This window comes from Bradyrhizobium sp. BWC-3-1 (genome assembly GCF_032917965.1).
GTDB classification, from domain to species: Bacteria; Pseudomonadota; Alphaproteobacteria; order Rhizobiales; family Xanthobacteraceae; genus Bradyrhizobium; species Bradyrhizobium canariense_D.
Window position 1 is genome coordinate 716,850 of the sequence record NZ_CP136625.1, and the last position, 23,258, is coordinate 740,107.

Here is a 23,258-nt window from a genome sequence, read left to right on the forward strand (position 1 = left end):
CGATGGCGACGCCGTGCCGTCGTCTGCTCCTTGCCACGATCTTGCTATCCACGATCTTGATGCCAACGTCGCTCGCCTCCGCGACATCGGCCGAAACTTGCGTACCTGCCTCGCAGACCGTCGCGCCGGACAGGCTCGCCGCACTGTCGCGCGGGTTCAATGCCGACGGCTGGATCAATGGCGAAAAATCCGCGCCTCCAACTCGCGAATTGCTGCAGCAGCTTCGCAAGGCCGGGATGGGCCATGTCCGCTTGCCGGTGCCGGCCGAGCGCGTGATGCTGCGCTTCGCTTCGAAAGCGGAACGCGATGAGACGCTGCGTGCGCTCGACAAGGCATTGAAGCAGCTCATCTCGCTCGGCTATTCAATCTCCGTCGATCTTCATCCCGGCGATCGTTTCAATCGCCTGCACAAGGACGACGCCGACGCCTCGCTGCGCGAGCTGGAGGATGCGTGGGGCACGCTCGCCCGGGTCATTCAATCGTTCCCGGCCGACCGCGTGTTCGCCGAGCTGCTCAATGAGCCCGACATCGAAGCCGACAGATGGCAAAAGCAGGTCGAAACGCTCGCCGCCTTCGTTCGCCAATTGCTTCCCGCGACCACGCTGATCGTCGGCCCGGTCGACTGGCAACGCGCGGACTCGCTGCCGCGGTTTCGCCCGTTGCCGGATCCAAACGTCGTCTACGCCATCCATTTCTACGATCCCATGGTGTTCACACACCAGGGCCACTGGGACGTGCAGGATCCGCTGCACGACATCACGGATCTGCGTTATCCGATCAGCGCCGGCGATCCCGGGGTTCAGGCGCTCCGCCGGGATTTGCAGGACAGAGGCGCGACGAAGGCGCTCCTCATGCTCGACACGGCGATTGCCGCCGCCAGGGACAAGCCGGATATCAGCCGCTGGCTCGCGCCCGCGGTCGCGTGGCAGCAGCAATTTTCGCGGCCGATCATCATCAACGAATTTGGCGTGTTGAAAGCCGCGGCGCCCCGGGACAGCCGCGTACGCTGGCTCGCGGCCGTGACCGCATATGCGCGGGCGCATTGCTGGGGCTGGGCGCATTGGGAGCTGGCGCAGGGATTCGGCCTGCTCGAAAACGGGACCGGCAAGCCCGATCCCGACGTCATGCGCGCGCTGTTCGGCGCCGCGAAGCCGGGCCGCCGCTGAAGCCGGTCCGTCATCGTTAACGAATCCTTACGCATCCTGCCGCTATCGTGGCCGCCGCGCTGCGCCAAAGGACGAGTCATGAGTGGCGGGACCTCACCGCATCTTCAAGCCGTGCAGGCGGGCTGTCCCGAGCCTTCGCGTTCGCCTTCACGTTCGCCTTGGCGCGAGCTGATCCCGACGCTCTGCATCGCCATCGCAACCATCGGCTTTGTGCCGGTCCTGCACGGGGCGAGCCCGGTCCTGTCCCTGACCGTCGAAGTTCTCGTCGCCATCGCCATCGTGGTTGCGGCTCCAACCTACGCGCCGGCGATCGCGATCTTCGTCCTGTTCTTCCAGAACCTGTTCGTCTCGATCCTGTCGCCGCTGATTTCGGCGCCGTCCGACCTGGACTTCATCAAAGGCTATAATTTTCTCGTCTGCTCCGTGATGTGGCTGACGACATTTGGGCTCTACGTCGCCGGCCAAAGGAACCGGTCGACTGAGGTCAATCAGATCATGCGCTGGGGCGTCGTGACCCTCGCCGTGGTGTCGTTGTATTTCGCGATCGGCTTCGTCCAGGACGGCCAGGCGGCAACGGTCTATCTGCGCAACATCGTGCTGCCGCTGTTCCTGTTTCAGCTCTCGCTGCTGACGGCCGCGACCTATGAGGTTCGCGCCACGCCGTTCCTGGTGACGCTTGGAGTCATTCTGATCCTGTGCGGATACGTCGAGTTTGCGTTTCGGGATTTCTGGCTGGCCGTCACCAACGGCTACACGTTCTGGGGTTTCGACGAGCTCAAGGCGGCCCGCTCCGGCGCTTGGGAAGCCGAGATGCGCGCCACCGGCAACGTGCCGGTCGATCTGAAGGATCGCTTCAGCTTCGACTTTCTCAATACGCCCCTGCTCGAAGGGTTCGGCGTGTCGAAGATCCTCCGCATCCACGGGCCGAATATGCACCCGATCAGCTTCGCGTACGGGATCGCGTTTTTCGGGCTTTTCCTGTTTTCGGTAGGGCGTCCGGTTCTGGCCCTCGTGGCGTTGCCGCTGCTGATCGTTTGCAGCGTGAAGGGAGCGCTCATCGTGGTGGTGTTCGTCGCCACGGCCTGGATATCGACCCGTCTGCTCGGCGCCGTGGTGACGCTATGGCTCGGCTTCGTGGCCTTGATCGTGTTTGCAATTGTCGCGATCCGCGTCGGCTTGCAGATCGGCGACTATCACGTCCTCGGCCTCATGGGCGGCTTGAACGGATTTCTCGAAAAGCCGTTTGGCCGCGGCCTGGGCGTCGGCGGAAATCTGTCGGACGATTATTTCTCGATCGACTGGAGCGCCGCGCAGGCCGCCGGAACGACCAACGGCGCCGTCGAGAGTGCGATCGGGGTCCTGCTGTACCAGATGGGCATCGCCGCCCTCGTTCCGCTGGCGTTTCATTTCGCGGTGGCGCTGAAGGCCTGGCGTCTTTATGCGTTCTCCGGATATCTGACGCAGGGGCTCGCGGGCTTCGGCGTCATGGTCGTGCTGCTGAATGGATTGTTTCAGGAAGAGGCCTTGTTCGCGCCGCTGGCGCTGGGGCTCATGCTCTCGCTCACCGGACTGGTCATCGGCAGCCAGATCAGGGCGCAGACGGTCTCCGTTCCGGATGCCGATCCGGAGCGGCTGGCACACTACCAGCCCGCGACGTAGCCTTTAAAAGCCGTAACCTTTAAAAATTGTGCGGCAGTCCAGGCGTCACCGCCACCCCAGCGCAGGCGCCACATGCGTGAGGATCGCCTCGATGGCGTGCGCGCAATAGTCGACGCCGAGCTGGTTCGGAATCGTCAACAGCAACGTGTCCGCCTCGGCGATCGCCTCGTCCGCTCGGAGCTGCTCGATCAGCACATCAGGCTCCGCCGCATAGGAGCGGCCGAAGATCGCGCGGGTGCGCGGGTCGATGAAGCCGACCTGGTCCTCGCTGCCGCGCTCGCCGCCGAAATAGGCGCGGTCGCGATCGTCGATCAGCGCGAAGATGCTGCGGCTGACGGAGACGCGCGGCTCGCGGGGGTGGCCGGCCTCTTTCCAGGCTGCGCGATAGGTACGGATTTGCGCGGCCTGCTGCACGTGGAAGGCTTCGCCGGTCTCGTCGTTCTTGAGCGTCGAGCTCTGCAGATTCATGCCGTGCCTGGCGGCCCAGACCGCCGTGGCGTTCGAGCCGGCACCCCACCAGATCCTCTCGCGCAGGCCTTCCGCATGCGGTTCGAGCCGCAACAGCCCCGGTGGATTTGGGAACATCGGCTGCGGGTTGGGTTTTGCAAAACCTTCGCCGCGCAAGATGTCGAGAAAGACCTCGGCATGACGCCGGCCCATGTCGGCGTCGCTCTCGCCGTCGGCCGGCCCGTAGCCGAAATAGCGCCAGCCATCGATCACCTGCTCGGGCGAGCCGCGGCTGATGCCGAGCTGGAGGCGCCCGCCGGCGATGAGATCGGCAGAGCCTGCGTCCTCCGCCATATACAGCGGGTTCTCGTAGCGCATGTCGATCACGGCCGTGCCGATCTCGATCTTGCTGGTCCTGGCGCCGACCGCGGCCAGCAGCGGAAAGGGCGAGGCGAGCTGGCGCGCGAAATGGTGCACGCGGAAATAGGCGCCATCGGCGCCGAGCTCTTCCGCCGCAACCGCAAGCTCGATGGATTGCAGCAGCGTGTCCGCAGCCGAGCGGGTCTGCGATTGCGGCGAGGGCGTCCAGTGCCCGAAGGAGAGGAATCCGATTTTTTTCATGGAGGCAACATATGGATGACCGGAGGAATTTGCGACATCTCGGCCGGAGGAAAGATGGCAGCATGGAAAGGCGCGTGTGCCTAGGTGACGCTCCTCCGTGGGAAAGCAGACCTAAGCAGACAATGTTGCAAGCGCGCCTTTTGACCCGAAGCGGACATTTTAGAAGATGCTATCGAGATTGTTGTAGTCGTACTCGATGATCGTCGTCTTATCGAGGCGATCTTCTCGCCTGCGGACCAGACCCGTCTCAGGCGAAATCCAAAATTCCGAGAGCTGCTTTCCAGCCGCATCTCCTTCCAGAGTGGCGTAAAAATGCTCGGTAGTGATCCCCTTTGTTGTTGTTGCACCCAACATGCGACAGGCCGAGACCTTGGGGAAAGCCTCAATTTCCTTATAGGGAGCGTAAGCGGGTTCATTCGCGTTGTGTCGGGATATGCCTGCGTACGACCTGCATAGACCATTCTTGTCCCACTCGGTCCCATGGTAGAGAACGCGAAACGACGTGTTCGCCTGCTTCGCCAAAGCCTCCACAATTGGCTTGCAGTCGTCGGCCCAAGTTCCGCCTGAAGAAACGGCTGTCAAAATTGCTAGATATCTCAGAATAGCTGGGAGCTTCATTGAACGCCTCTCTTAGCAGTCCAAAGCCGATTTGCCCTTGAGCTGGTTTCAGAGGGTCGTTCTCGCCTTCATTAAAACGAACAGGTGAGAACCGGCAGCGATCAGCGAGAAAATGACTATCCCTAATTCAGTACCGTGCACATGCCGCGGGGAATATGTCGAAGCGAACCAGATGAAGAACCGGACCACGGCCATGAAGGCAATCATCCCCCACATAGCAAGCCATTTTGGGGCGTACCAAATTGGCTCGCCGTTGGGGCCCCATTGCATAGCAACGCGCTCGGTTTCGATACGTGGGCCAAGATAAAGGTTTAACCCGACGACCAACGCGATAGCGAAGCCAAAGACGTAGTCTGCTGGTACCATGCTTGGCGCCTTCCAATGCTATATCCGAGGTAACAGCTGTAGATCAGGCGACCGTTGATCCCTACTTCGAGCGGAGTCTCTGCAGCCGCTTCACGGCGAATTCGTCGCCAGGATTCAGTATTAAGACAGCCTCGTAGTCGCGATACGCACGATCAAGCTCGCCTGCCCGTTCATGGGCCAGTCCTCGATACCTCAGGGCCGTAGTGGAGTTGGGGCTGAGTTCGACAGCCTTATTCAAGCTTTCGACCGCGGCCCTCTCATTCTTCAGTTTGAGATGTGCGTCTCCAACGCCCACGCGAAGTCGATAGGTATCGTCTTGCGTAAGATATCCGAGTGCCAGCGCCTTGTCGTAATCGTCCAGCGCGGTTTGCGGTCGGTCCGAACGATTGTAGGCCTCGGCCCGTCCGAACATGAAGGCGCCCGACGTCGGATCAAGTCTTATTGCCTCGTCAAATCGATTGATTGCTTCCTTGAACTTGCCTTGTTCCACAAGCGCCAGCCCCTGGCCATTGGGGAAAGCCCCGTTATCCGGGAACAGCTTCGCCCCGGCGGTGTAGTCGGCCAGCGCAAGCTCAAAGCGACCTTGGTGGTGATAGAAAAAGCCGCGGCCTATATAAGCGCGCGGGTCGGTAGAGCCGACCATTTCGACGGCCGCCGTGAAATCGGCCTCGGCTTGATCCCATCTTTTTGCCAGCTGAGCCGTTACACCCCTCATCCGCAGCAGTTCCGCCCGGTCCTCAAGACTGAATTGCTGTTCGAGCCCTTTGGAGTAGATTTGAATGGCTCGCTCAAAGTCCAGCTTGCTTACGGCAACGGCAGCAGCCGTCTGGTAAGTCTGGGCGTCAGACGCAATTGCCGCAGAACAGAACCACCAGAGCACGGACAGGAAGGCAGTCCCGCGCATCACCCGCCTCTGTGCCAGGCCTATTTTCATTTGCTTCTCCGGGCCGAGAAATCGCTCTTGCCCGAAGTTAGCGCAATCGAGAATAGAGAGTTTCAAACAATGCAACTGCAATGCTGATTGCGGTTAAACAATCGTCAAGCGAGAAGGGCTATTCGCCATTGCGAAGCAAGTGCAGCGTGGCCTCCGCATGAAGCTCGAGGATATCGATACGGAGTAGCGGTTGGCGCTCGCCCTATCACGCGTGCCGCGACAATGGCATCTTGCGCCTGTTTTGCCCGACGAGTCAATATTTCGTTAAAACCTAATTTTCGTTTTTCCGTTATCTCGCCCGGCGGATTCAACGGATTCGGTAATCGCCTAAGTCATTGATCCCGTTCATGCCGGCTACTGTGCATGGGGTTGTTTTCGAGGTTTTTGTTTTGAGGGCACGACAGTGCGAGGATGAACCGGACCTGATCCGGCTCGCCCGCTACTTCATCACCCGCAAATTCTTGGTCGTGAACCGCTGCGTCTTGCCGTCTGGACGAACCGGCCGCCGCGTGCCGGCGGCCTTGCCGGTGCCGGGCGGCTGGTGCGCGGGGACCAGCTGGTCGGGGCGCGAACCGATCAGATCGGCGCGGCCCATCTCTTTCAGGGCTTCACGCAGCACCGGCCAATTGTCGGGGTCATGGTAGCGCAGGAACGCCTTGTGCAAGCGGCGCTGGCGCAGGCCCTTGATGGCCTCGACCTTGTCGCTGCCACCGCGCCGCACGCCGCGCAGTGGGTTGACGCCGGTGTGGTACATCGCCGTCGCGGTCGCCATCGGCGAGGGCAGGAAGGTCTGCACTTGATCGGCGCGGTAGCGGTTCTTCTTCAGCCACAGCGCGAGGTTCATCATGTCCTCGTCGGTCGTGCCCGGATGCGCGGCGATGAAATACGGGATCAGGTAGTATTTCTTGCCGGCCTGTTCGGCCGCGGCATCGAACATCCGCTTGAACTGGTTGTAGGCGCCGATGCCGGGCTTCATCATCTTGTCGAGCGGCCCGCGCTCGGTATGTTCGGGCGCGATCTTGAGATAACCGCCGACGTGATGGGTGACGAGCTCCTTGATGTATTCGGGGCTTTCGACCGCGAGGTCGTAGCGCACGCCGGAGGCGACCATCACCTTCTTGATGCCCTTGGTCTCGCGCACCTTGCGATAGAGCCGGATCAGATCGTCATGCGAGGTGTTGAGATTCGGGCAGATCTCGGGGAAGACGCAGGACGGCCGCCGGCACGCCGCCTCGACCTTCGGATCCTTGCACGCCATCCGGTACATGTTGGCGGTGGGACCGCCGATGTCCGAGATCACGCCGGTGAAGCCCGGCGTCTTGTCGCGGATCTTCTCGATCTCGCGCAGGATCGAGCCCTCGGACCGGTTCTGGATGATGCGGCCCTCGTGCTCGGTGATCGAGCAGAAGGTGCAGCCGCCAAAACAGCCGCGCATGATCGTCACCGAAAACTTGATCATGTCCCACGCCGGGATCTTCGCGTCACCGTAGGACGGATGCGGGGCGCGCGCGTAAGGAAGATCGTAGACGGCGTCCATCTCCTCGCTGGTCAGCGGAATCGGCGGCGGGTTGAGCCAGAGATCGCGATCGCCGTGGCGCTGCACCAGCGGCCGCGCATTGCCGGGATTGCTCTCCCGGTGCAGCACGCGGGACGCGCGCGCATAGGCTTCCTTGTCCTGCTCGACCTGCTCCAAAGCGGGCAGCCGGATCACGGTCAAGCCTTTCGTGCGCGAAGCGCCCTCATCGGCGGAGTCGATATCGTCGGCGTGCAGCTCGGTGTAATCGTCGGGCACGCGGCGGAACAGCGCGACGCCCCTGATGTCGTCGAGCTCGCGCGGCGCCTCGCCGGCGGCGAGACGATTGGCCACTTCGACGACGGCGCGCTCGGCATTGCCGTAGAGCAGCAGGTCCGCCTTGGCGTCGGCCAGCACCGAGCGGCGCACCTTGTCGGACCAGTAATCGTAATGCGCGATCCGGCGCAGCGAGGCCTCGATGCCGCCGAGTACGACCGGGACGCCCTTGAACGCCTCGCGGCAACGCTGCGCGTAGACGACGGTGCAGCGGTCCGGCCGCTTGCCACCTTCGCCGCCCGCGGTATAGGCATCGTCATGGCGCAGGCGACGATCCGCGGTGTAGCGGTTCACCATGGAGTCCATGTTGCCGCCGGTGACGCCGAAGAAGACTTTTGGCTTGCCCAGTGCCTTGAACGGCTCGGCCGAATGCCAGTCCGGCTGCGAGATGATGCCGACGCGAAAGCCCTGCGCCTCCAGCAGGCGGCCGATGATGGCCATGCCGAAGCTGGGATGGTCGACATAGGCATCGCCCGTCACCAGCACGATGTCGCAAGCGTCCCAGCCGAGCGCATCCATCTCGGCGCGACTCATCGGCAGGAACGGCGCCGGCTTGTGCGGGCGTGCCTGCGCCATCAGGGGTTTTTCGGCGGCGATGATCTGGATGTCCATGGCGCATACGCATAGGACTCCGGGCCTCCGAATACAACCGACGGGCAGGTGAAAGATCCGGTTCCGCGACCGGCAGCCCGGGCGTGCGACCGCGTTAACCGTTCGCGAGCGCCGCCATCAGCTGTCTGCACCTTCTCGGGTCACGCGCAGGAACCAACTGCCCTCGCGAACATTCTGATGCAGGGTTGCGCTGGGCCCGGCTGGCGCGCGCTCGCCTCCGGGGTGTAATATTGCCTCGATGTTCGCCCCTGGCGGATGGGGGAGCCGTGAGTACAGTCATAGAGAACTTGCTGCTCCGAAAGCAGAAGCTGGTTGAGCAGCTCGAGAAGGCGCCCACGGCCGAGGACCGCGACAAAATCGAACACCAGCTCGAACAGATCAACACCGCGCTGGATTTTCTGGACAGGCCCGGCACGAAAAATGCGCGGTAGCAGCGCTCAATCGACCTGCAGCGCTTTGGCGTAGACCACGCCAGAATTGGTGACGTGCGTGGTCATCAGCGTCGCGAAGGCGGCGAACTCGCCGCGGGCGAACAGATCGAGCAGCTTGCGATGCTCGTCGAAGGACGTGCGCGTGCGCACGTCGATCGGCGAAGTCAAATTGGTGCGGAGTGCCGCGACGCGGCTGGATGCGAGCTGATAGGATTCGGCGAGATAGCGGTTGCCGCAATGGGCGAACAGCGCCTCATGGAAAGCGGCATCGGCGCGGCCATAGGCGATATTGTCCCTGGCTGCAATCGCCGGCTCCATCGCCGCGATCGCCTCGCTCATCGTCGCGATCGCACCGGCGCGATCATGGTGGAAGGCGAGCTCAGCGGCCTTGGGCTCCAGCGCGATCCTGAACGTGCAGAGCGCGGTGACGTCTTCCGCGCTTGGCGTAAAGACAAAACTGCCGACCTGCGGCCGGATCACGACGAGGCCCTGCGCCTGCAGCTGACCCATCGCCTCGCGCACCGGGGTGCGGCTGACGCCGAAGGAGTTGGCCACCATCTCCTCGGAGATGGCGGCGCCGAGCGCGAACTCGCCGTCGATGATGGCCTGGCGCAGCCGCTGCACGACCCGTTGCGACAGCGATTTCGGTGCATCGAGCTTCAGCGATCGCATCGGCTCTCTCAGATCACCTTGCCGGGGTTGAGCAGATGATCGGGATCGAGTGCGGCCTTCAGCGTTCGCATCAGCGCGATCTCGGCCTCGCTGCGGGCATGACCCAGCCACTTCTTCTTCAACGTGCCGATGCCGTGCTCGGCCGAGACGCTGCCGCCCATCTCGCGCACGAGACCGTAAATGATCGCGTCCATCTCTTCCTTCGGCTGCTGCTCGACGGCAAGGCCGGTGACCCAGGAGACGAGATGCAGATTGCCGTCGCCGATATGGCCGTAATAGACGCTCTCGCATCCGTCGATGCCATCAGCCAGCGCCGCCTTGCAGCGCGTGACGAACTCGTCCATCCGCGCCACGGCGAGGCCGATGTCGTAGGAGATGTGCGGCCCCAGCACCTGGCCGAACTCGGCACAGATGTCGCGCACGCGCCAGAAGCTTTGCGTCTGCGCCAGCGATTGCGCCACGGCGGCGTCGGCGAGAAGCCCGCGCTCCATCAGCTCTTCGAGCCAGCTTTGGAAGCGCGGTGCGTCGAGGCTCTCGTCGGTGCCCTGCGCTTCCACCAGCACGTAGAGGCCATGGCCTGCGGCGGCCGGCGGCTTGACGCCTGCGCGCGACGTGATCACGTCCCAGTAATCCGGCCACATCACCTCGAACGCCGACAGCAGCGGGCCGAGCCCGCTTCGCGCGGCGCCGAGCAGCGCGATCACCGCGGCATAGTCCTCGAGCGCGCAGAGCGCGGCCATGGTCGAACGCGGTTTTGGAAACAGCCGCAGCACCACGCGGGTGATGATGCCGAGCGTGCCTTCCGAGCCGATGAACAGATGCTTCAGATCGTAGCCGGCATTGTTCTTCATCAGCTTGTTGAGGCTAGTGATGATGGTGCCGTCGGGCAGCACGACTTCGAGCCCGAGCACCAGTTCGCGCGTCATGCCATAGCGGATCACGCGATTGCCGCCGGCATTGGTCGAGAGGTTGCCGCCGATGGCGCAGGAGCCGCGCGAGCCGAGATCGAGCGGAAAGAAGAAGCCGGCTTCGTCGGCTGCCATCTGGATCGTCTGAAGCGGCGTGCCTGCTTTCACCGTCATCGTCATCGAGGCGTGATCGATCTCCTCGATCCCGCTCATGCGCTCGAGCGAGATCGCGACCCAGCCTGCTTCAGGCGATGCGCCGCGGCACAGCCCGGTCAATCCGCCCTGCGGCACGAACGGCAGATGCGCCTGCCGGCAGGTCAGAATCGCGTCGGCCACGCCTTGCGCATCGACCGGGCGGATCACCGCGAGCGGCGTTTGCGGCAGGCTCGCGCTCCAGTCGTTGCAATTGCGCGCGGGCACGTCCGGGCCAACGAGCACGGCGGCCGCGCCGAGCCTGTCGCGCAAGGCGCCGAGCAACTGGGTGGGCCGCTCGACCGGGGTCACCATGTCCATGCGAGACCTCCTCGGAATCTGGCTGCGTGTTATGCGCGCCATGACGGCGGAAAGGATTTGCGCCCTTGTTGTATGTAAGGTACAAGCCGTAAAGTAAAGCAAAAATAAGGCTTGCCAAGCTCTGGGTTTGATCGTCCGAGATCAGACGTGGTGCGAAGCCACAGCAACGGATGGTGCGATGACGGAGGCAATTCGCGGGTTCTGGGTGGCTTCGGCGACGCCGTTGGCGACGGACGGCAGCGTGAACTCCGCCAAGCTCGCCGCCCGCGCCAAGCAACTCTTCGGTAAGGGCATCGACGGTGTCGTGCTGTTCGGCACCACCGGCGAGGGCACCTCGTTCAATGTCGCCGAACGCGTCGCGACCATCGAAGCCGTGCTCAAGGCCGGCGTTGCGCCGGACCGAATTGGAATCGGCGGCGGCTTCCCCGCGATCGGCGACAGCATCGCATTGACGCGTGCCGTGCTCGGTCTCGGCCTGCGCCACGTGCTGTATCTGCCGCCTTACTTCGACCGAAGCGTCAGCCCTGAAGGCATCGAGGATGCCTTTGCGGCGATCCTCGACGGCGTCGCCGACGATCGCCTGCGTGCCTACCTCTATCATATCCCGCAGATCTCGGGTGTCGCGATCCCGACCGGCGTCGCCGCGAATTTGCGCAAGCGCTACGGCAAGGTCGTTGCAGGCCTGAAAGACTCCAGCGGCGACTTCAAGCAGTTCCAGGCGTTCCGTGCCGCCGCTCCCGAGCTCGCCATCACCGTCGGCAACGAAGTTGACATCGCCCGCGCGATCGCCGCCGGCGGTGCCGGCACCATCTGCGGCATGGCCAACATCGCGCCGGAGCTGGTCAAGGCAATGATCGACGGCAAGGATGTCGAAGCACGGATGCAGGCTGCCGTGGACATCATGGTGAAATCACCATCCTTCCTCACGACGCTGAAAGCCATCCTCGCGGCACAGACGGGCGACGCGAGCTGGCTACGCGTGCGGCCGCCGCTCCGGGCCTTGTCCGACGGCACCGCGCTCAAGCGCAAGCTCGACGAGCTGATGGCTCCCGCGATCGCGTGAGATCGCGCGAAGCCGCGACACGTTGCCGCGAATTCGCGCGCTGCGTGTCGCGGTCGCTGCGCAATCCATCGAGGATTGCCGAATAGCGCGATCAAAGCCTAGAACCATTCAACACTAGAGCGATTCAAGGCCGCTTGCGGTTCTCTTCACGAACAACGGCTGTTAGACGCGCCAGCTTCTGCGTCTGACTTGGAAGTGAATCGAAAGTGCGTGCTCATCTGGATGGCCAGCGCGTCAGCGGCCGTCGAACTCCTGCCGGCACGAGCTGCGCAGTCCTCCTCATTGGAGCAGCCGTTCTGCTCGGCGCACCTTCCTTCAGCGCGACGGCCGCCCAAGCGCAATCGGCTCTGCCGCCGGTGACGGTCGAGGCGCCGGCACCGCGGCCGAAAGCGGCGCGTGCATCGGACCAGTCCCCACGCCGCGCTCAGACCGCCGCGCGCCAGCGCAATCGCAATCCCGCACCCGCAGCGCCGACGCTCTCGGAGCGCGCGGCCGCGGAAGCCGCCGCGCAACAGGCCGCCAAGCTCGGCTACCGCGCGATGCCGAGCGCGACCACGCTGCGCAGCGGCGCTTCGCCGCTCGATACGTCGCAGGCTGTCAACGTGGTGCCCGAGCAGGTGCTGAAGGACCAGCTCCCGCGAAACATCGACGACGCGCTGATCAACGTCAGCGGCATCACCCAGACCAACACGCTCGCCGGCAGCCAGGACGCGGTCATCCGCCGCGGCTTCGGCGACAACCGCGACGGCTCGATCATGCGCAACGGCATGCCGCTGGTGCAGGGGCGCAGCTTCAATCCCGCAGTCGAAAGCGTCGAGGTGCTGAAGGGGCCGGCCTCGCTGCTCTACGGCATCATGGATCCCGGCGGCATCGTCAACACGATCAGCAAGCGGCCGGAGCTGTACCAGCACGGCTCGGTTACGCTGCTTGGTTCGGCCTTCAGTGCTTCCAAGACCGGCGCCGACGGCTTGCTCGACATCACCGGTCCGATCGGTGATCAAGGCCTGGCCTATCGCTTCATCGGCTACGGCGTCAGCGAGGATTACTGGCGGAATTTCGGCCGCCATCGCGAGATGCTGGTTGCGCCGTCACTGGCCTGGTACGGCCAGGACACCACGGTGCAGCTCAACTACGAGCATCGCGAGTTCATCTATCCGTTCGATCGCGGCACGGCGTTCAATCCGGTGACGAAGGCGCCGCTGGCGGTGCCCAAGACGCGCCGGCTCGACGAGCCCTTCAATAACACGTGGGGCACGTCGGACCTGATCCAGGCGTCTGTCGAGCACCGTTTCAATCAGGATTGGAAGCTCTACGCCGGCTACAGCTACAACACCGAGACCTTCAGCGCCAACCAGCTTCGTATCACCGGCATCAACTTCACGACAGGCGCCGAGACCCGCAGCAACGACGGCACGCAGGGTTCGCTCAGCAACGCAAGCTACGGAACGTCCTACGTTTCTGGCGGCTTCTGGCTTGGCGAGATGCGCAATGACGTGGTGTTCGGTGGCGACGGCCAGTATCGCACCATCTACCGGGACAATCTGATCCGGCAGACAACGCCCGCCTTCAATGTCTACAATCCCGTTTACGGCCTGATCGGGCCGGGAACGACGGGGTCCAATCCAGACAGTGCGCAGACCGACAAGCTCGGCCAGTGGTCGATATTCGTCCAGGACACGTTGCATCTGACAGAGCGGTTCGCCTTGGTCGGCGGCGTGCGCTACATGGACTACGACCAGATCGCCGGGCGCGGGAAGCCGTTTGTCACCAACACCAATGTGTCCCAGGACAAGATGCTTCCGCTCGGCGGCGCCATTTTCAAGCTCACCGACCAGATATCGCTCTATGCGAGCTATACTGAATCGTTGAAGCCGAATTCGACCATTGCGCCGATCGGCGTCACGATCGGCTCCAACGTCGCGCCGGAAGAAGGCGTGTCATACGAGACCGGCGTCAAGTTCGATTTGAACAAGCGCATCTCCGGAACGCTGGCGCTCTACGATCTCGACAAGAAGAACGTGCAGACGACCAAGACGAACAGCGCAGGCGTCGTGGAACTCCACACCGTGGGCCGTGCTCATTCGCGCGGCGTCGAGCTGGATGTCACCGGCAGGCTCACCGACAGCTGGGCCTTGATCGGCAGTTACGGCTACACCGATGCCCGCGTGACGGCATCCGAGGATGTCACGCTGCTCGGCAGGAAGCTGCAGAACGTCGCGCTGAACACGGCCTCGCTCTATCTGGTCTATGACTTCGGCACAGCCCTGCCGGGTCAGCTCCGCCTCGGCGGCGGCGCGCGTTATGTCGGTGATCGTCCCGGCGATTCGATCAACTCCTTCTTCCTGCCCCCTTATGTGGTCGCCGATATTTTCGCGACCTATGAGATGAAATACCAGAACACGCCGGTGATCTACCAGCTCAACGTCAAGAACCTGTTCGACACTGTCTACTATCCCTCCGCCGTCAATAATCTGAACGTCGCCCTCGGCGACGCGCGGCGGGTCTCGCTGTCGGCGACGGTGAAGTTTTAGCGATGGGCATGTGCGCAGGGACGCCCTTCGGATGATCGCGCCGAGCAGGAGGGCTCGCGCCGATGCGTGAGTCCTGGCGCGCGATCAAGGCCGCTCTGCTTCATGTCCATTCCATCGCGGGCCTCGTGCTGGCGCTGCTGCTCGCCGTGATCGCACTGACCGGTGCGATCATGAGTTTTGAGGACGAGATCGTCGATCATCTCAACGCCGGCATCATGCAGGTCGCGCCGCGCCAGGCACCGGCGCTGATGCCGGACGAACTGGTTGCGCGCCTGACTGCGGCGCAGGACGTCGGCAAAATCTCCGCCGTGACGCTGGCGAGTGATCCGTCCGCCGCGGTGCATGTGCGCTTCGCCCGCGACGAACGAGGCGCGCGGCCGTCCTCGCTCTATGTCGATCCCTATGACGCGCGCGTGTTGGGCACACCGGACGGCGAAGAGTTTTTCGCGACCGTGCGCAAGCTGCATCGCTGGCTGTTGATTCCCGGCGACGCCAAGGGCTGGGGGCGCCAGATCACGGGCGTGGCCGCGCTCGGCCTGATCGTGATGCTGATCTCGGGCCTCGTGCTGCGCTGGCCGCGTCGTGCAGGCAGCGTGAAGATGTGGCTGAAGCCGAATCTCGGGCTCAGTGGCCGCGGTCTGCATCGGTCGCTGCATGCGGTGATCGGCACCTGGGTCCTGCCGGTCTATCTGGTGATGACGTTCACCGGGCTCTGGTACTCGTTCGACTGGTACAAGGATGGCGTCGTCTGGTTGCTGTCGCGCCCGCAGATCGCCGCGGCGAAGATGCAGCCCAAGATGCCCACAAAGGCGTCGCGTGCTGCCGGTGTCAGCGAGACGGCACAGCCGATCGGCTTTGATCGCGCGTGGGCCGCCTTCCTGCACGAAGAGGGCGGCCGTTTCTCCAAGGCGTTGCTGACGCTGCCCGCCGGTCCGGGCACGGTGATACGGATCCGCTCCTGGGGGAAAGACTCGACCCTCGACACCACCCGTGACGAATTCCGCGTCGATGCCATCACAGGCCAATTCGTGTCTGCGGAGCGTTATTCCGATAAGACCCTCGGCGAGAAGACCATCGCGAACGTGCTCGATATCCACCGCGGCGCATTTCTGGGCTGGCCCGGCAAGCTCGCGTTCATGCTCGCGGCTGTGCTGATGCCGCTGTTCGCGGTCACCGGCGTTTTGCTTTATTTGTCGCGTCGAAAGCTGAGGCGGCTGGCGCAGCCACGGCTCGGGCGGCTTGTTCCCGGCGAATGAACGGGCTGCCGCAAAGGCTAGCCAACACTTCTGCAATCGTTCAAAAGCCCATGGCCAATCCTCGTCAGGGTTTACGCCATGAAGATCACCACCGTCACTCCCGCCGACATCCGCCGTGCACTGCTGCTCCGCGAGGAGATCGCGTTGCTTGATCTCAGGCACGAGGCTGGTTTCGCGACGGGACATCCGCTGTTCGCCGCCAACATGGCTGCCGATCGGATTGCGATCGAAGCGGACGTCAGGCTGCCGCGCAAGAATGTGCCGATCGTGCTCTATGATGACGGCGAAGGGCTCGTCACCGCGGGTGCCGAGCGGCTGGCCGCGCTCGGCTATACCAACGTCCGCGCGCTCGATGGCGGACTGAAGGCCTGGCGCGACGCGGGCCATCAAATGTTCGAGGACGTCAACTCCTACTCCAAAGCCTTTGGCGAGCTGGTCGAGTCGCGTAGGCACACGCCCTCGTTCAGTGCCGACGAGGTGGCAAAACTCATCGCGGACAAGGCCAACATTGCCATCCTCGACGTCCGCCGCTTCGACGAATATGCTACCATGAACATTCCGGGCTCGGTCAGCGTGCCCGGCGCGGAGCTGGTGCTGCGGGCAGGACAGGCGGCACCCGATGCCGACACCACCATCATCGTCAATTGCGCCGGCCGCACCCGCTCGATCATCGGCACCCAATCGCTGATCAATGCCGGCGTGCCGAACAAGGTCCGGGCGCTGCGCAACGGCACTATCGGCTGGACGCTGGCGCGGCATACGCTCGACCACGGTGCTAACAGGCGTGGCGCGATCGGGCCGTTCGAGGGCGGTCCGGCCAATGCGCGCGATGTCGCCTATCGCGCCGGCGTGCGCCACATCGGTGCGAGCGAGATGGCTGCGCTTGTCGCGCAGACCGATCGCACGCTCTATCGCTTCGACGTGCGTGACGCCGAGGAATATGCAGCCGGCCATCTCCCGGGCTTTCGCCATTATCCCGGCGGCCAGCTCGTCCAGGAAACCGACATGGCCGCACCGGTACGCGGCGCGCGCATCGCGCTGACCGACGACAAGGGCGTCCGCGCCGACATGACGGCGTCCTGGCTCGCGCAGATGGGCTGGGAGGTCTATGTACAGGAAGGCGGCTACGACGGCGCGCTCGAAATCGGGCCGCTGCACGTCTTCCCCAAGCCGGACCCCGCTCACCGCTACCGCCGCCCCTATGAAGGCACCGGCGTCGACGAACGCGCGATGCAGGCCTATCTCGACTGGGAATATGGCCTGGTCGAACAATTGCGTCTGGACGGGACGCACGGGTTTTACGTGATCTGACGACCGCTCCGCCATCTTCTCCCCGTATCCGAACCCTATTGTGCTGCGCATCCCCCGCGGTCTATGAGCTGCGGCGAAGCTGTGACCCACGGAGATTTCATGTCAGTCCCAGGCCGAAGCCCTGAGCGGAGCGCGAAGGCGCTGCTGCTCGAAGGCGTCAATGACAGCGCCGTGGACCTGTTCAGAACGGCGGGTTTCACCAATGTCGAGCGCCTGACCAAGGCGCTGGACGGCGAGGATTTGCGGCGGGCGCTCAAGGGCGTGTCATTGCTGGGCATCCGCTCGCGCACCCAGATCACCGATGAGGTGCTGGAGGCCGCCGACCAGCTTCTCGCCGTCGGCTGCTTCAGCGTCGGCACCAACCAGGTCGATCTGCTGGCGGCGCGCAAGCGCGGCATTCCGGTGTTCAACGCGCCGTTCTCCAACACGCGCAGCGTCGCCGAGCTCGTGATCGGCGAGATCGTGATGCTGCTGCGGCGCATTTTCCCGCGCTCGGTGTCGGCCCATGAGGGCGGCTGGGACAAGTCGGCGACCGGCAGCCGCGAGGTGCGCGGCCGCACCCTCGGCATCATCGGCTACGGCAATATCGGCTCGCAGCTCTCGACCCTGGCCGAGGCGATCGGCATGCGCGTGATCTATTTCGACCGCACCGACAAGCTCCGCCACGGCAACACCGAGCCAGTCGAGAAGCTGGAGGAGCTGCTCGCGCAGAGCGACGTCGTCAGCCTGCACGTGCCGGAGACGCCGGAGACATCAGGGATGATCGGCGAGAAGGAGCTGCGGGCGATGAAGCCCGGCTCGCTCCTGATCAACAACAGCCGCGGCACCGTCGTCGATCTCGATGCGTTGGCGGGGGCTCTGCGCGACGGCCATCTCGCGGGTGCCGCCATCGACGTGTTTCCGGTCGAGCCGTCCTCGAATTCGGACCGCTTCAACAGCCCGGTGCAGGGCCTCGGCAATGTCATCCTCACGCCGCATATCGGCGGCTCGACCGAGGAGGCGCAGGAGCGCATCGGCGGCGAGGTGGCGCGCAAGCTGGTCGACTTTTTCATCACCGGATCGACCACGGGCGCGGTGAATTTTCCGGAAGTGCAGCTGCATCTGCGTCCCTCCGGCGCGCGCTTCAGCCACGTCCATCGCAACGTGCCCGGCATGCTGCGCCGGCTCAACGAGGTCTTCCTCCAGCGCGACATCAATATCGCCGCGCAATATCTGGAGACCTCCGGCGACCTCGGTTACGTCGTGCTCGATGCCGACCTCGGCGGCCAGGATTCAGGCGCGCTGCTGCAGCAGATCCGCAGCCTCGAGGGCACCGTCGGCGCGCGGCTGGTGTTTGAGCACTAGCACTGCATTGACGAGCGGCCGCAGGGCGCCTTGAATGCGGCCTGCTGGCAGAACGAACAGAAACTCAGGGGGAAACGATGGCGCAAATCCATGTGAAGCTGTGCGCATTGCTGGTGGGCGCAGCGGGCGCGCTGGGCGCGAATTCCGCTTCAGCGGTGACGCTGACTGAGGATGCGGACACTGTCTGCAACGGCCTCGTCGGCGGCGCCGACGCCGTGATCGATTCGGCGACGTTGCTGGCGCCCTCGCAACTGGCCGTCGCCGAACGCGGCCCGACGCCGTCGGGGCGCGTCACGCCCGCCAATCCCGGCTTCTGCAAGGTGCTCGGCCACATCGATCCCACCGATCCCAAGGCGCCGCCGATCAAGTTTCAGGTCAATTTGCCCGTCGAATGGAACGGCCGTTCGCTGCAATATGGCGGCGGCGGATTCAATGGCGTGCTGATCACGGGCCTGGCGCTGCCGCCGGCCTATCCCTTCGACAAGCCGTCGCCGCTCGCGCGCGGCTTCGTCACCTACGGCACCGATTCCGGTCACGAGTCCAAGCCGGGCGAGCCGCCGCAGCTGTTCGCGCTCAACGACGAAGCCTTCGAGAATTTCGCCCATCGCGCCTACAAGAAGGTGCGCGATGCCGCCGTCGCGCTGATGCAGCGCGCTTACGGCAAGGCGCCGGAGAAAATGTACTTCATGGGGTCGTCCGAAGGCGGCCGCGAAGGCCTCACCATGGCGCAGCGCTACCCTGATGATTTCGACGGCATCTTTGCTCGCGTGCCCGTCATCAACTGGGTCGGCCTGCAGCATGCCGGCACGCGTTCGGGGCTCGTGACCATGGGCGATGGCTGGATCAATCCGGCGCAGGTGAAGCTAGTCGGCGATGCCGTGCGGGCCGCTTGCGACAAGGCCGACGGCTCCGATGACGCGCTGGTGCAAGATCCCGTTTCCTGCAAGGCGGCCTTCAAGGCGGAGACGCTGCGTTGCGCGAGCGGCAAGACGGGCGATCAGTGCCTCACCGACGCACAGATCAAGGCGATCGAGACCTTGCATGCGACCTACAAATTCCCGTTCGCGCTCGCCAATGGCCTCGACGATTATCCAGGCTGGGGCGTGTCGGGCGAGGACACGCCGGCGGTCGGCCCGACCGGCGGCTGGGTCGCGTGGTGGCTTGGCACGGCGCCTCCCGCGCAGCCGCCCGCGCCCAATAATGGCATCGCCTGGATCTACGGCGCCGGCGGCATCCAATACGTGTTCGCGCGCGATCCCAAGCTCGACGTGACGACGTATAAGCCCGAAGCGCACAAGGCGCGGCTGCTCGAGGTCTCCAGCCTGATGGATTCCACCGACCCCGACCTCAGCCGCTTCCGCGCTCGCGGCGGCCGGCTGATCATGCTCGAACATATGGCGGACTACGCGCAAAGCCCCTATGCCGGCATCCGCTATTTCGAGAACGTCGAACGCAAGGTCGGCAAAGCCGAGACGGCCGAGTTCGCGCGGCTCTACACCGCGCCAGGGGTCGACCATGTCGGCTCCGGCGCGCCGGCCAATGTCGACATGCTGAGCGTGCTGGTCGACTGGGTCGAAAAGGGCAGGGCGCCCGGCGATCTGGAAGTTACCGAGCAGAAGGTCGAGGCGCCGTCGTTTGCGACGCTTCGCGCGCTGCCGCTGTGCCGCTGGCCAACGTGGCCGCACTACAAGAGCGGCCCAGTGACGGAGGCGTCGAGCTTCACCTGCGCGCCGTAGCAGGCGCGCCACTTCGGAGCGTCACCCGGTGGCCATTGCCTGCGCGCCGCCGAGCAGCTGCGCGTTAAGCCGGCCGCCGGAGAACAGCATGTCGTCAAGGGCTTCGTCGATATCGGCGGAGATCACGGTGTTGCCGCCGTCCCGCGCGATGCTTCCTTGCGCCAGTCGTCGCATCAATTCCTTGATGAAGGCGCAACTTGTGCCCGCGCTGCGCCGGGCAGCCTCTGCGATCACCGCCCCATCGAGCGGCAGTCCCTTGCCGTAGAGCCGGACCAGCTTGCCGCGGCCGGTCTCGTCGGGCAGCGGCACTTCGATGGCTTGATCGATGCGGCCGGGACGACCCGCGAGAGCTCCCTCGAGGTCCTCCGGCCGATTGGTGGTCAGGACGAACAGGATGTCGGCATCTTCCTTCAGCCCGTCCATCTCGTTGAGCAGCTTGTTCAGCATGGATTCCTCACACGGCCCCATGTCATCGCGGTCACGGGCGATGAGATCGACATCCTCGATCACCACCATCGACGGCTGGAGCAGCCGTGCCAGGCTCATATAGGCGCCGAGCAAACCGATCTGCTCGGCCGTGATGATCAGCGTCGTATGCCCGGGCAAATGCGTTGCCAGATAGCGGATCGTGTGGGTCTTGCCGGTGCCCGGCGGCCCGTACAGCAAGATGCCTTTGCGTGTCGATTGGCCCAGCCGGCGCAATTGGTCTCGGGTGTTGACGAAGGTCAGAACGTTGCGATCGAGCAGCCGCAGGGTCTGCTCCGGCAGGATCACCTCGTCGCGCGTGACCTGCGGCAAGCGATGCACCGTGATGCCGCGCGAGCGACCGCGATAGTCGGAATCGGCATCGAGCGACAGGATCTTGCCGCGATAGGTCCGCGCAGCCTGTACGGCTTCTTCCAATTCACTGAAGCATTGCTGGACGAGAGCCGCGCCTGCGGAACCTGAGGGTACCAGGATTTCGATCCGAATTCCGGGCTCGCGACTGTATTCGCGGTGTGCGCAGAGCAAAACCGCATAGCGGAGATGATCCTGCTCACACAGCCACAGCCCGTTATCCAGACACTTGACCGGGCTCTTCTCGCCTACGTCGACGTCGGAATATTGCAGCGGGGCAATCGCGATCGCATAGCGGCCCTCCTTGAGCAGTCGTGGAATCGACAGCGTTTCGTAGCGCTGCTCCTCGTTCAGTCCCACCAGCCGGATGGCCTTGCCGAAGAGCCGGTCGACGGCGGCCTGGAGATCGACCCGCATGTGGCCAGGAAACTGGCGGATCGTGGTCACGAGTTTGCTGCGCGCGGTGCTGGCAAGGTGCCAATCGAGAACGTCGCAAGCAAAGTCGAAATCTTCCTCTTGTTCGTTCGAGGGTTCATCCGCCGCACGCATGCAGTCGCTGCACAGCCAGACCGTTCGGTCGCCGATACGAACGTCGGTCTGTCCCTCAGGCTTGCCACAGAGTTCGCAAGGAGTCTTGACCGCCTCTAGCGTGACCTGCAGTTGGTGGCCGGCCAATTCGATGGATTGTTGCGCAGATTTGAAAAGGGCTTCGGCAACCGATTGCGGGTAAGGTCCGCAAACCGCTTTTTCCTTCTGCTCGATCTGGGTGATCAGCGCGGTCGCTTCACGGTCTGATTTGCCGAAAACCTGCCGAAGCAGATCCATCACGAATTGGTCCGGCGTATCATCGTCATTATGAATTACGAGCTGGGTCGGCTGGTTCTCGCCACGCATACTGTTCATCACGAAAGGTCTCCGGGACAATCTATGATTGAATAGAACGAATAGAGAACATAAAAGGAAGCGGCCGTCAAGCGTGACGGCGGCGGCTAATTGCGATTGGTGGGTGAGGTCCTGGTGCGCCGGGGCGGCCCTGTTCCTCGACGACTGCCGCGGCACATGTCCAGCTGCCGTCCTTTGACAATCTGATCCGCCTCGATTATCTATTTCGCATGCGAAATAAAGACGCGGGCGCGAGACACCATCGGTTGATCTACCTGTTGAGCGTGGCGCAGCGGCGCGTGCAGCGCTGGATGGCGGCGCAGCCTTCGAGCGAGGTCACGCCGGCGCAAGCGGGGCTGCTGTTCATCCTCGGCAAGCAGAACGGCGTCCTGATGGGTGAGGTGGGCGCGGCGCTCGACATGGGGCCGGCCGGCATCTCGGGGCTGGTCGACCGTACGGCGGCGGCTAAACTGGTCGAGCGGCGCGCGGATCACGAGGATGGTCGCGCCTGGCGCGTCTGGCTGACGCCGAAGGGGCGGACGGCACTGGCGCAGGCGAAGGCCAGCGCGGCACAGGTCAACGCGGCGTTGACGGACGGATTCACCAGTGCGGAGATCGATATCGTCGCGCGCTGGCTGACCAGCATTCAGGACAAGTTTCCAAGACAGCTTTCAACAGAGCTTTCTAGAGATCCATAGGAATAGAGGAGAGACCCATGACCGAGCACGTCCGGATCCGGAACGACGGCGGAATTCTCACGCTCACGCTGGCACGCCCCGACAAGAAGAATGCGCTGACGGATGCGATGTACGGCAAGCTCGCCGATGCCATCGAATCAGCCGAGCACGATCCGTCGGTCCGCGTGATCCTGATCCGCGGCGAAGGCGACATGTTTACCGCCGGCAACGATGTCGGCGAGTTCGCGGCGGTCGCGGCGGGCAAGTCGGAAGGAAGCCGCAACGTCGTGCGCTTCATCCAGTCGCTGGCGCGCTGCTCCCGGCCCTTGGTGGCCGCGGTGCAGGGCCGCGCCGTCGGCGTCGGCACCACGATGCTGCTGCATTGCGACCTCGTCGTGCTTGCCGCCAACGCGCAATTGTCGACGCCCTTCGTCAGCCTCGCACTGGTGCCGGAAGCAGCTTCCAGCCTGCTGATGCCGGCGCGCATCGGCTATGCGCGGGCCTACGAGATGTTCGCGCTGGGCGAGACGGTGCCGGCCAAATCCGCGCTGGAATGGGGGCTCGCCAACCGCGTCGTGCCGCTCGACAAGCTCGATGCCGAGGCGCTCGCGCTGGCGCAGCGTCTTGCCCGTCAGCCGGCCGGCGCACTCACCGCCACCAAGAAGCTGATGCGCAACGGCGAGACGCTGGTCGCGCAGATGAATGCCGAAGGCGAGCAGTTCGGGCTGCGCCTGCGCACCGCTGAGGCGCGCGAGGCCTTCACGGCGTTCGCGGAACGCCGCCCGCCGGATTTCACCAAGGTTGCGTGATATCCGGGACTGCGCT

General features: G+C 64.0%; 19 protein-coding genes. 11 read left to right on the forward strand and 8 right to left on the reverse strand.

Features of this window, described 5'->3' with window-relative positions; translation table 11 throughout:
* Nucleotides 1-2: 2 nt before the first annotated feature.
* Both RX329_RS03455 and RX329_RS03460 read left to right on the forward strand, forming a co-directional pair.
* The gene (locus tag RX329_RS03455) at nucleotides 3-1,166 is read left to right on the forward strand and encodes a glycoside hydrolase family 5 protein (protein WP_085361153.1); all 1,164 of its coding nucleotides are present in this window, start codon (nucleotides 3-5) and stop codon (nucleotides 1,164-1,166) included.
* Between the two features lie 78 nt (nucleotides 1,167-1,244).
* Nucleotides 1,245-2,825 carry a hypothetical protein gene (locus tag RX329_RS03460; protein WP_018453044.1) on the forward strand — a complete coding sequence of 527 codons (1,581 nt, stop codon included), beginning with the start codon at nucleotides 1,245-1,247 and terminating at the stop codon, nucleotides 2,823-2,825.
* 45 nt (nucleotides 2,826-2,870) lie between these two features.
* On the opposite strand, the gene RX329_RS03465 is transcribed toward RX329_RS03460, so the two are convergent.
* The 5 genes from RX329_RS03465 to RX329_RS03485 form a co-directional block, all read right to left on the reverse strand.
* Nucleotides 2,871-3,893 carry an LLM class flavin-dependent oxidoreductase gene (locus RX329_RS03465; protein WP_085351575.1) on the reverse strand — a complete coding sequence of 341 codons (1,023 nt, stop codon included), beginning with the start codon at nucleotides 3,891-3,893 and terminating at the stop codon, nucleotides 2,871-2,873.
* A 159-nt stretch (nucleotides 3,894-4,052) separates the two neighbouring features.
* Nucleotides 4,053-4,511: a hypothetical protein gene (locus RX329_RS03470; RefSeq protein WP_085351574.1), complete on the reverse strand. Its 459-nt coding sequence runs from the start codon at nucleotides 4,509-4,511 to the stop codon at nucleotides 4,053-4,055.
* Between the two features lie 48 nt (nucleotides 4,512-4,559).
* Nucleotides 4,560-4,877, reverse strand: coding sequence for a hypothetical protein (locus tag RX329_RS03475; RefSeq protein ID WP_085351573.1), 318 nt, complete (start codon nucleotides 4,875-4,877; stop codon nucleotides 4,560-4,562).
* Between the two features lie 61 nt (nucleotides 4,878-4,938).
* A complete protein-coding gene (locus RX329_RS03480; RefSeq protein WP_085355343.1) occupies nucleotides 4,939-5,877 on the reverse strand; it encodes a tetratricopeptide repeat protein in 939 nt (312 codons plus the stop codon).
* Nucleotides 5,878-6,250: 373 nt separating this feature from the next.
* Nucleotides 6,251-8,272, reverse strand: a complete 2,022-nt coding sequence (locus tag RX329_RS03485; protein ID WP_085361149.1) for a YgiQ family radical SAM protein — start codon at nucleotides 8,270-8,272, stop codon at nucleotides 6,251-6,253.
* Nucleotides 8,273-8,538: 266 nt separating this feature from the next.
* Here RX329_RS03485 and RX329_RS03490 point away from each other — a divergent pair, with 266 nt between their 5' ends.
* Nucleotides 8,539-8,703: a hypothetical protein gene (locus tag RX329_RS03490; RefSeq protein WP_162847272.1), complete on the forward strand. Its 165-nt coding sequence runs from the start codon at nucleotides 8,539-8,541 to the stop codon at nucleotides 8,701-8,703.
* 6 nt (nucleotides 8,704-8,709) lie between these two features.
* Here the strand turns inward: RX329_RS03490 and RX329_RS03495 are convergent, their stop codons facing one another.
* Together RX329_RS03495 and RX329_RS03500 are read right to left on the reverse strand one after the other, a co-directional pair.
* Nucleotides 8,710-9,375, reverse strand: a complete 666-nt coding sequence (locus RX329_RS03495) for a GntR family transcriptional regulator (RefSeq protein WP_085361148.1) — start codon at nucleotides 9,373-9,375, stop codon at nucleotides 8,710-8,712.
* An 8-nt stretch (nucleotides 9,376-9,383) separates the two neighbouring features.
* Nucleotides 9,384-10,796 (reverse strand): FAD-binding oxidoreductase, encoded by a 1,413-nt coding sequence (locus tag RX329_RS03500; RefSeq protein WP_085361147.1) that lies wholly within the window; start codon nucleotides 10,794-10,796, stop codon nucleotides 9,384-9,386.
* A 178-nt stretch (nucleotides 10,797-10,974) separates the two neighbouring features.
* Between RX329_RS03500 and RX329_RS03505 the strand changes: the two genes are divergently transcribed.
* From RX329_RS03505 to RX329_RS03530, 6 genes are all read left to right on the forward strand, one after another.
* Nucleotides 10,975-11,859, forward strand: a complete 885-nt coding sequence (locus RX329_RS03505; protein WP_085361146.1) for a dihydrodipicolinate synthase family protein — start codon at nucleotides 10,975-10,977, stop codon at nucleotides 11,857-11,859.
* Nucleotides 11,860-12,065: 206 nt separating this feature from the next.
* On the forward strand, nucleotides 12,066-14,390 hold the full coding sequence (locus RX329_RS03510; protein WP_085361145.1) for a TonB-dependent siderophore receptor: 2,325 nt from the start codon (nucleotides 12,066-12,068) through the stop codon (nucleotides 14,388-14,390).
* 62 nt (nucleotides 14,391-14,452) lie between these two features.
* On the forward strand, nucleotides 14,453-15,646 hold the full coding sequence (locus RX329_RS03515; RefSeq protein WP_018453059.1) for a PepSY-associated TM helix domain-containing protein: 1,194 nt from the start codon (nucleotides 14,453-14,455) through the stop codon (nucleotides 15,644-15,646).
* Nucleotides 15,647-15,724: 78 nt separating this feature from the next.
* Nucleotides 15,725-16,957, forward strand: coding sequence for a rhodanese-like domain-containing protein (locus RX329_RS03520; protein WP_085361144.1), 1,233 nt, complete (start codon nucleotides 15,725-15,727; stop codon nucleotides 16,955-16,957).
* A 99-nt stretch (nucleotides 16,958-17,056) separates the two neighbouring features.
* A complete protein-coding gene (gene serA, locus RX329_RS03525) occupies nucleotides 17,057-18,301 on the forward strand; it encodes a phosphoglycerate dehydrogenase (RefSeq protein WP_085351563.1) in 1,245 nt (414 codons plus the stop codon).
* A 77-nt stretch (nucleotides 18,302-18,378) separates the two neighbouring features.
* A complete protein-coding gene (locus RX329_RS03530; RefSeq protein WP_085361143.1) occupies nucleotides 18,379-20,037 on the forward strand; it encodes a tannase/feruloyl esterase family alpha/beta hydrolase in 1,659 nt (552 codons plus the stop codon).
* A gap of 21 nt (nucleotides 20,038-20,058) precedes the next feature.
* On the opposite strand, the gene RX329_RS03535 is transcribed toward RX329_RS03530, so the two are convergent.
* Nucleotides 20,059-21,777, reverse strand: coding sequence for an ATP-dependent Clp protease adaptor ClpS (locus tag RX329_RS03535; RefSeq protein ID WP_085351561.1), 1,719 nt, complete (start codon nucleotides 21,775-21,777; stop codon nucleotides 20,059-20,061).
* Between the two features lie 209 nt (nucleotides 21,778-21,986).
* Here RX329_RS03535 and RX329_RS03540 point away from each other — a divergent pair, with 209 nt between their 5' ends.
* A complete protein-coding gene (locus RX329_RS03540; protein WP_085351560.1) occupies nucleotides 21,987-22,454 on the forward strand; it encodes a MarR family winged helix-turn-helix transcriptional regulator in 468 nt (155 codons plus the stop codon).
* 17 nt (nucleotides 22,455-22,471) lie between these two features.
* Nucleotides 22,472-23,242 carry an enoyl-CoA hydratase gene (locus tag RX329_RS03545; protein WP_018453065.1) on the forward strand — a complete coding sequence of 257 codons (771 nt, stop codon included), beginning with the start codon at nucleotides 22,472-22,474 and terminating at the stop codon, nucleotides 23,240-23,242.
* Nucleotides 23,243-23,258 lie beyond the last annotated feature (16 nt).

What these genes read in the sequence shown, in the direction of transcription:
- RX329_RS03455 (WP_085361153.1), top strand. Translation starts at nt 3, where the DNA reads ATGGCGACGCCGTGCCGTCGTCTGCTCCTTGCCACGATCTTGCTATCC.
- RX329_RS03460 (WP_018453044.1), top strand. Translation starts at nt 1,245, where the DNA reads ATGAGTGGCGGGACCTCACCGCATCTTCAAGCCGTGCAGGCGGGCTGT.
- RX329_RS03465 (WP_085351575.1), bottom strand. Translation starts at nt 3,893, where the DNA reads ATGAAAAAAATCGGATTCCTCTCCTTCGGGCACTGGACGCCCTCGCCG.
- RX329_RS03470 (WP_085351574.1), bottom strand. Translation starts at nt 4,511, where the DNA reads ATGAAGCTCCCAGCTATTCTGAGATATCTAGCAATTTTGACAGCCGTT.
- RX329_RS03475 (WP_085351573.1), bottom strand. Translation starts at nt 4,877, where the DNA reads ATGGTACCAGCAGACTACGTCTTTGGCTTCGCTATCGCGTTGGTCGTC.
- RX329_RS03485 (WP_085361149.1), bottom strand. Translation starts at nt 8,272, where the DNA reads ATGGACATCCAGATCATCGCCGCCGAAAAACCCCTGATGGCGCAGGCA.
- RX329_RS03495 (WP_085361148.1), bottom strand. Translation starts at nt 9,375, where the DNA reads ATGCGATCGCTGAAGCTCGATGCACCGAAATCGCTGTCGCAACGGGTC.
- RX329_RS03500 (WP_085361147.1), bottom strand. Translation starts at nt 10,796, where the DNA reads ATGGACATGGTGACCCCGGTCGAGCGGCCCACCCAGTTGCTCGGCGCC.
- RX329_RS03505 (WP_085361146.1), top strand. Translation starts at nt 10,975, where the DNA reads ATGACGGAGGCAATTCGCGGGTTCTGGGTGGCTTCGGCGACGCCGTTG.
- RX329_RS03515 (WP_018453059.1), top strand. Translation starts at nt 14,453, where the DNA reads ATGCGTGAGTCCTGGCGCGCGATCAAGGCCGCTCTGCTTCATGTCCAT.
- RX329_RS03520 (WP_085361144.1), top strand. Translation starts at nt 15,725, where the DNA reads ATGAAGATCACCACCGTCACTCCCGCCGACATCCGCCGTGCACTGCTG.
- serA (WP_085351563.1), top strand. Translation starts at nt 17,057, where the DNA reads ATGTCAGTCCCAGGCCGAAGCCCTGAGCGGAGCGCGAAGGCGCTGCTG.
- RX329_RS03530 (WP_085361143.1), top strand. Translation starts at nt 18,379, where the DNA reads ATGGCGCAAATCCATGTGAAGCTGTGCGCATTGCTGGTGGGCGCAGCG.
- RX329_RS03535 (WP_085351561.1), bottom strand. Translation starts at nt 21,777, where the DNA reads ATGAACAGTATGCGTGGCGAGAACCAGCCGACCCAGCTCGTAATTCAT.
- RX329_RS03540 (WP_085351560.1), top strand. Translation starts at nt 21,987, where the DNA reads ATGCGAAATAAAGACGCGGGCGCGAGACACCATCGGTTGATCTACCTG.
- RX329_RS03545 (WP_018453065.1), top strand. Translation starts at nt 22,472, where the DNA reads ATGACCGAGCACGTCCGGATCCGGAACGACGGCGGAATTCTCACGCTC.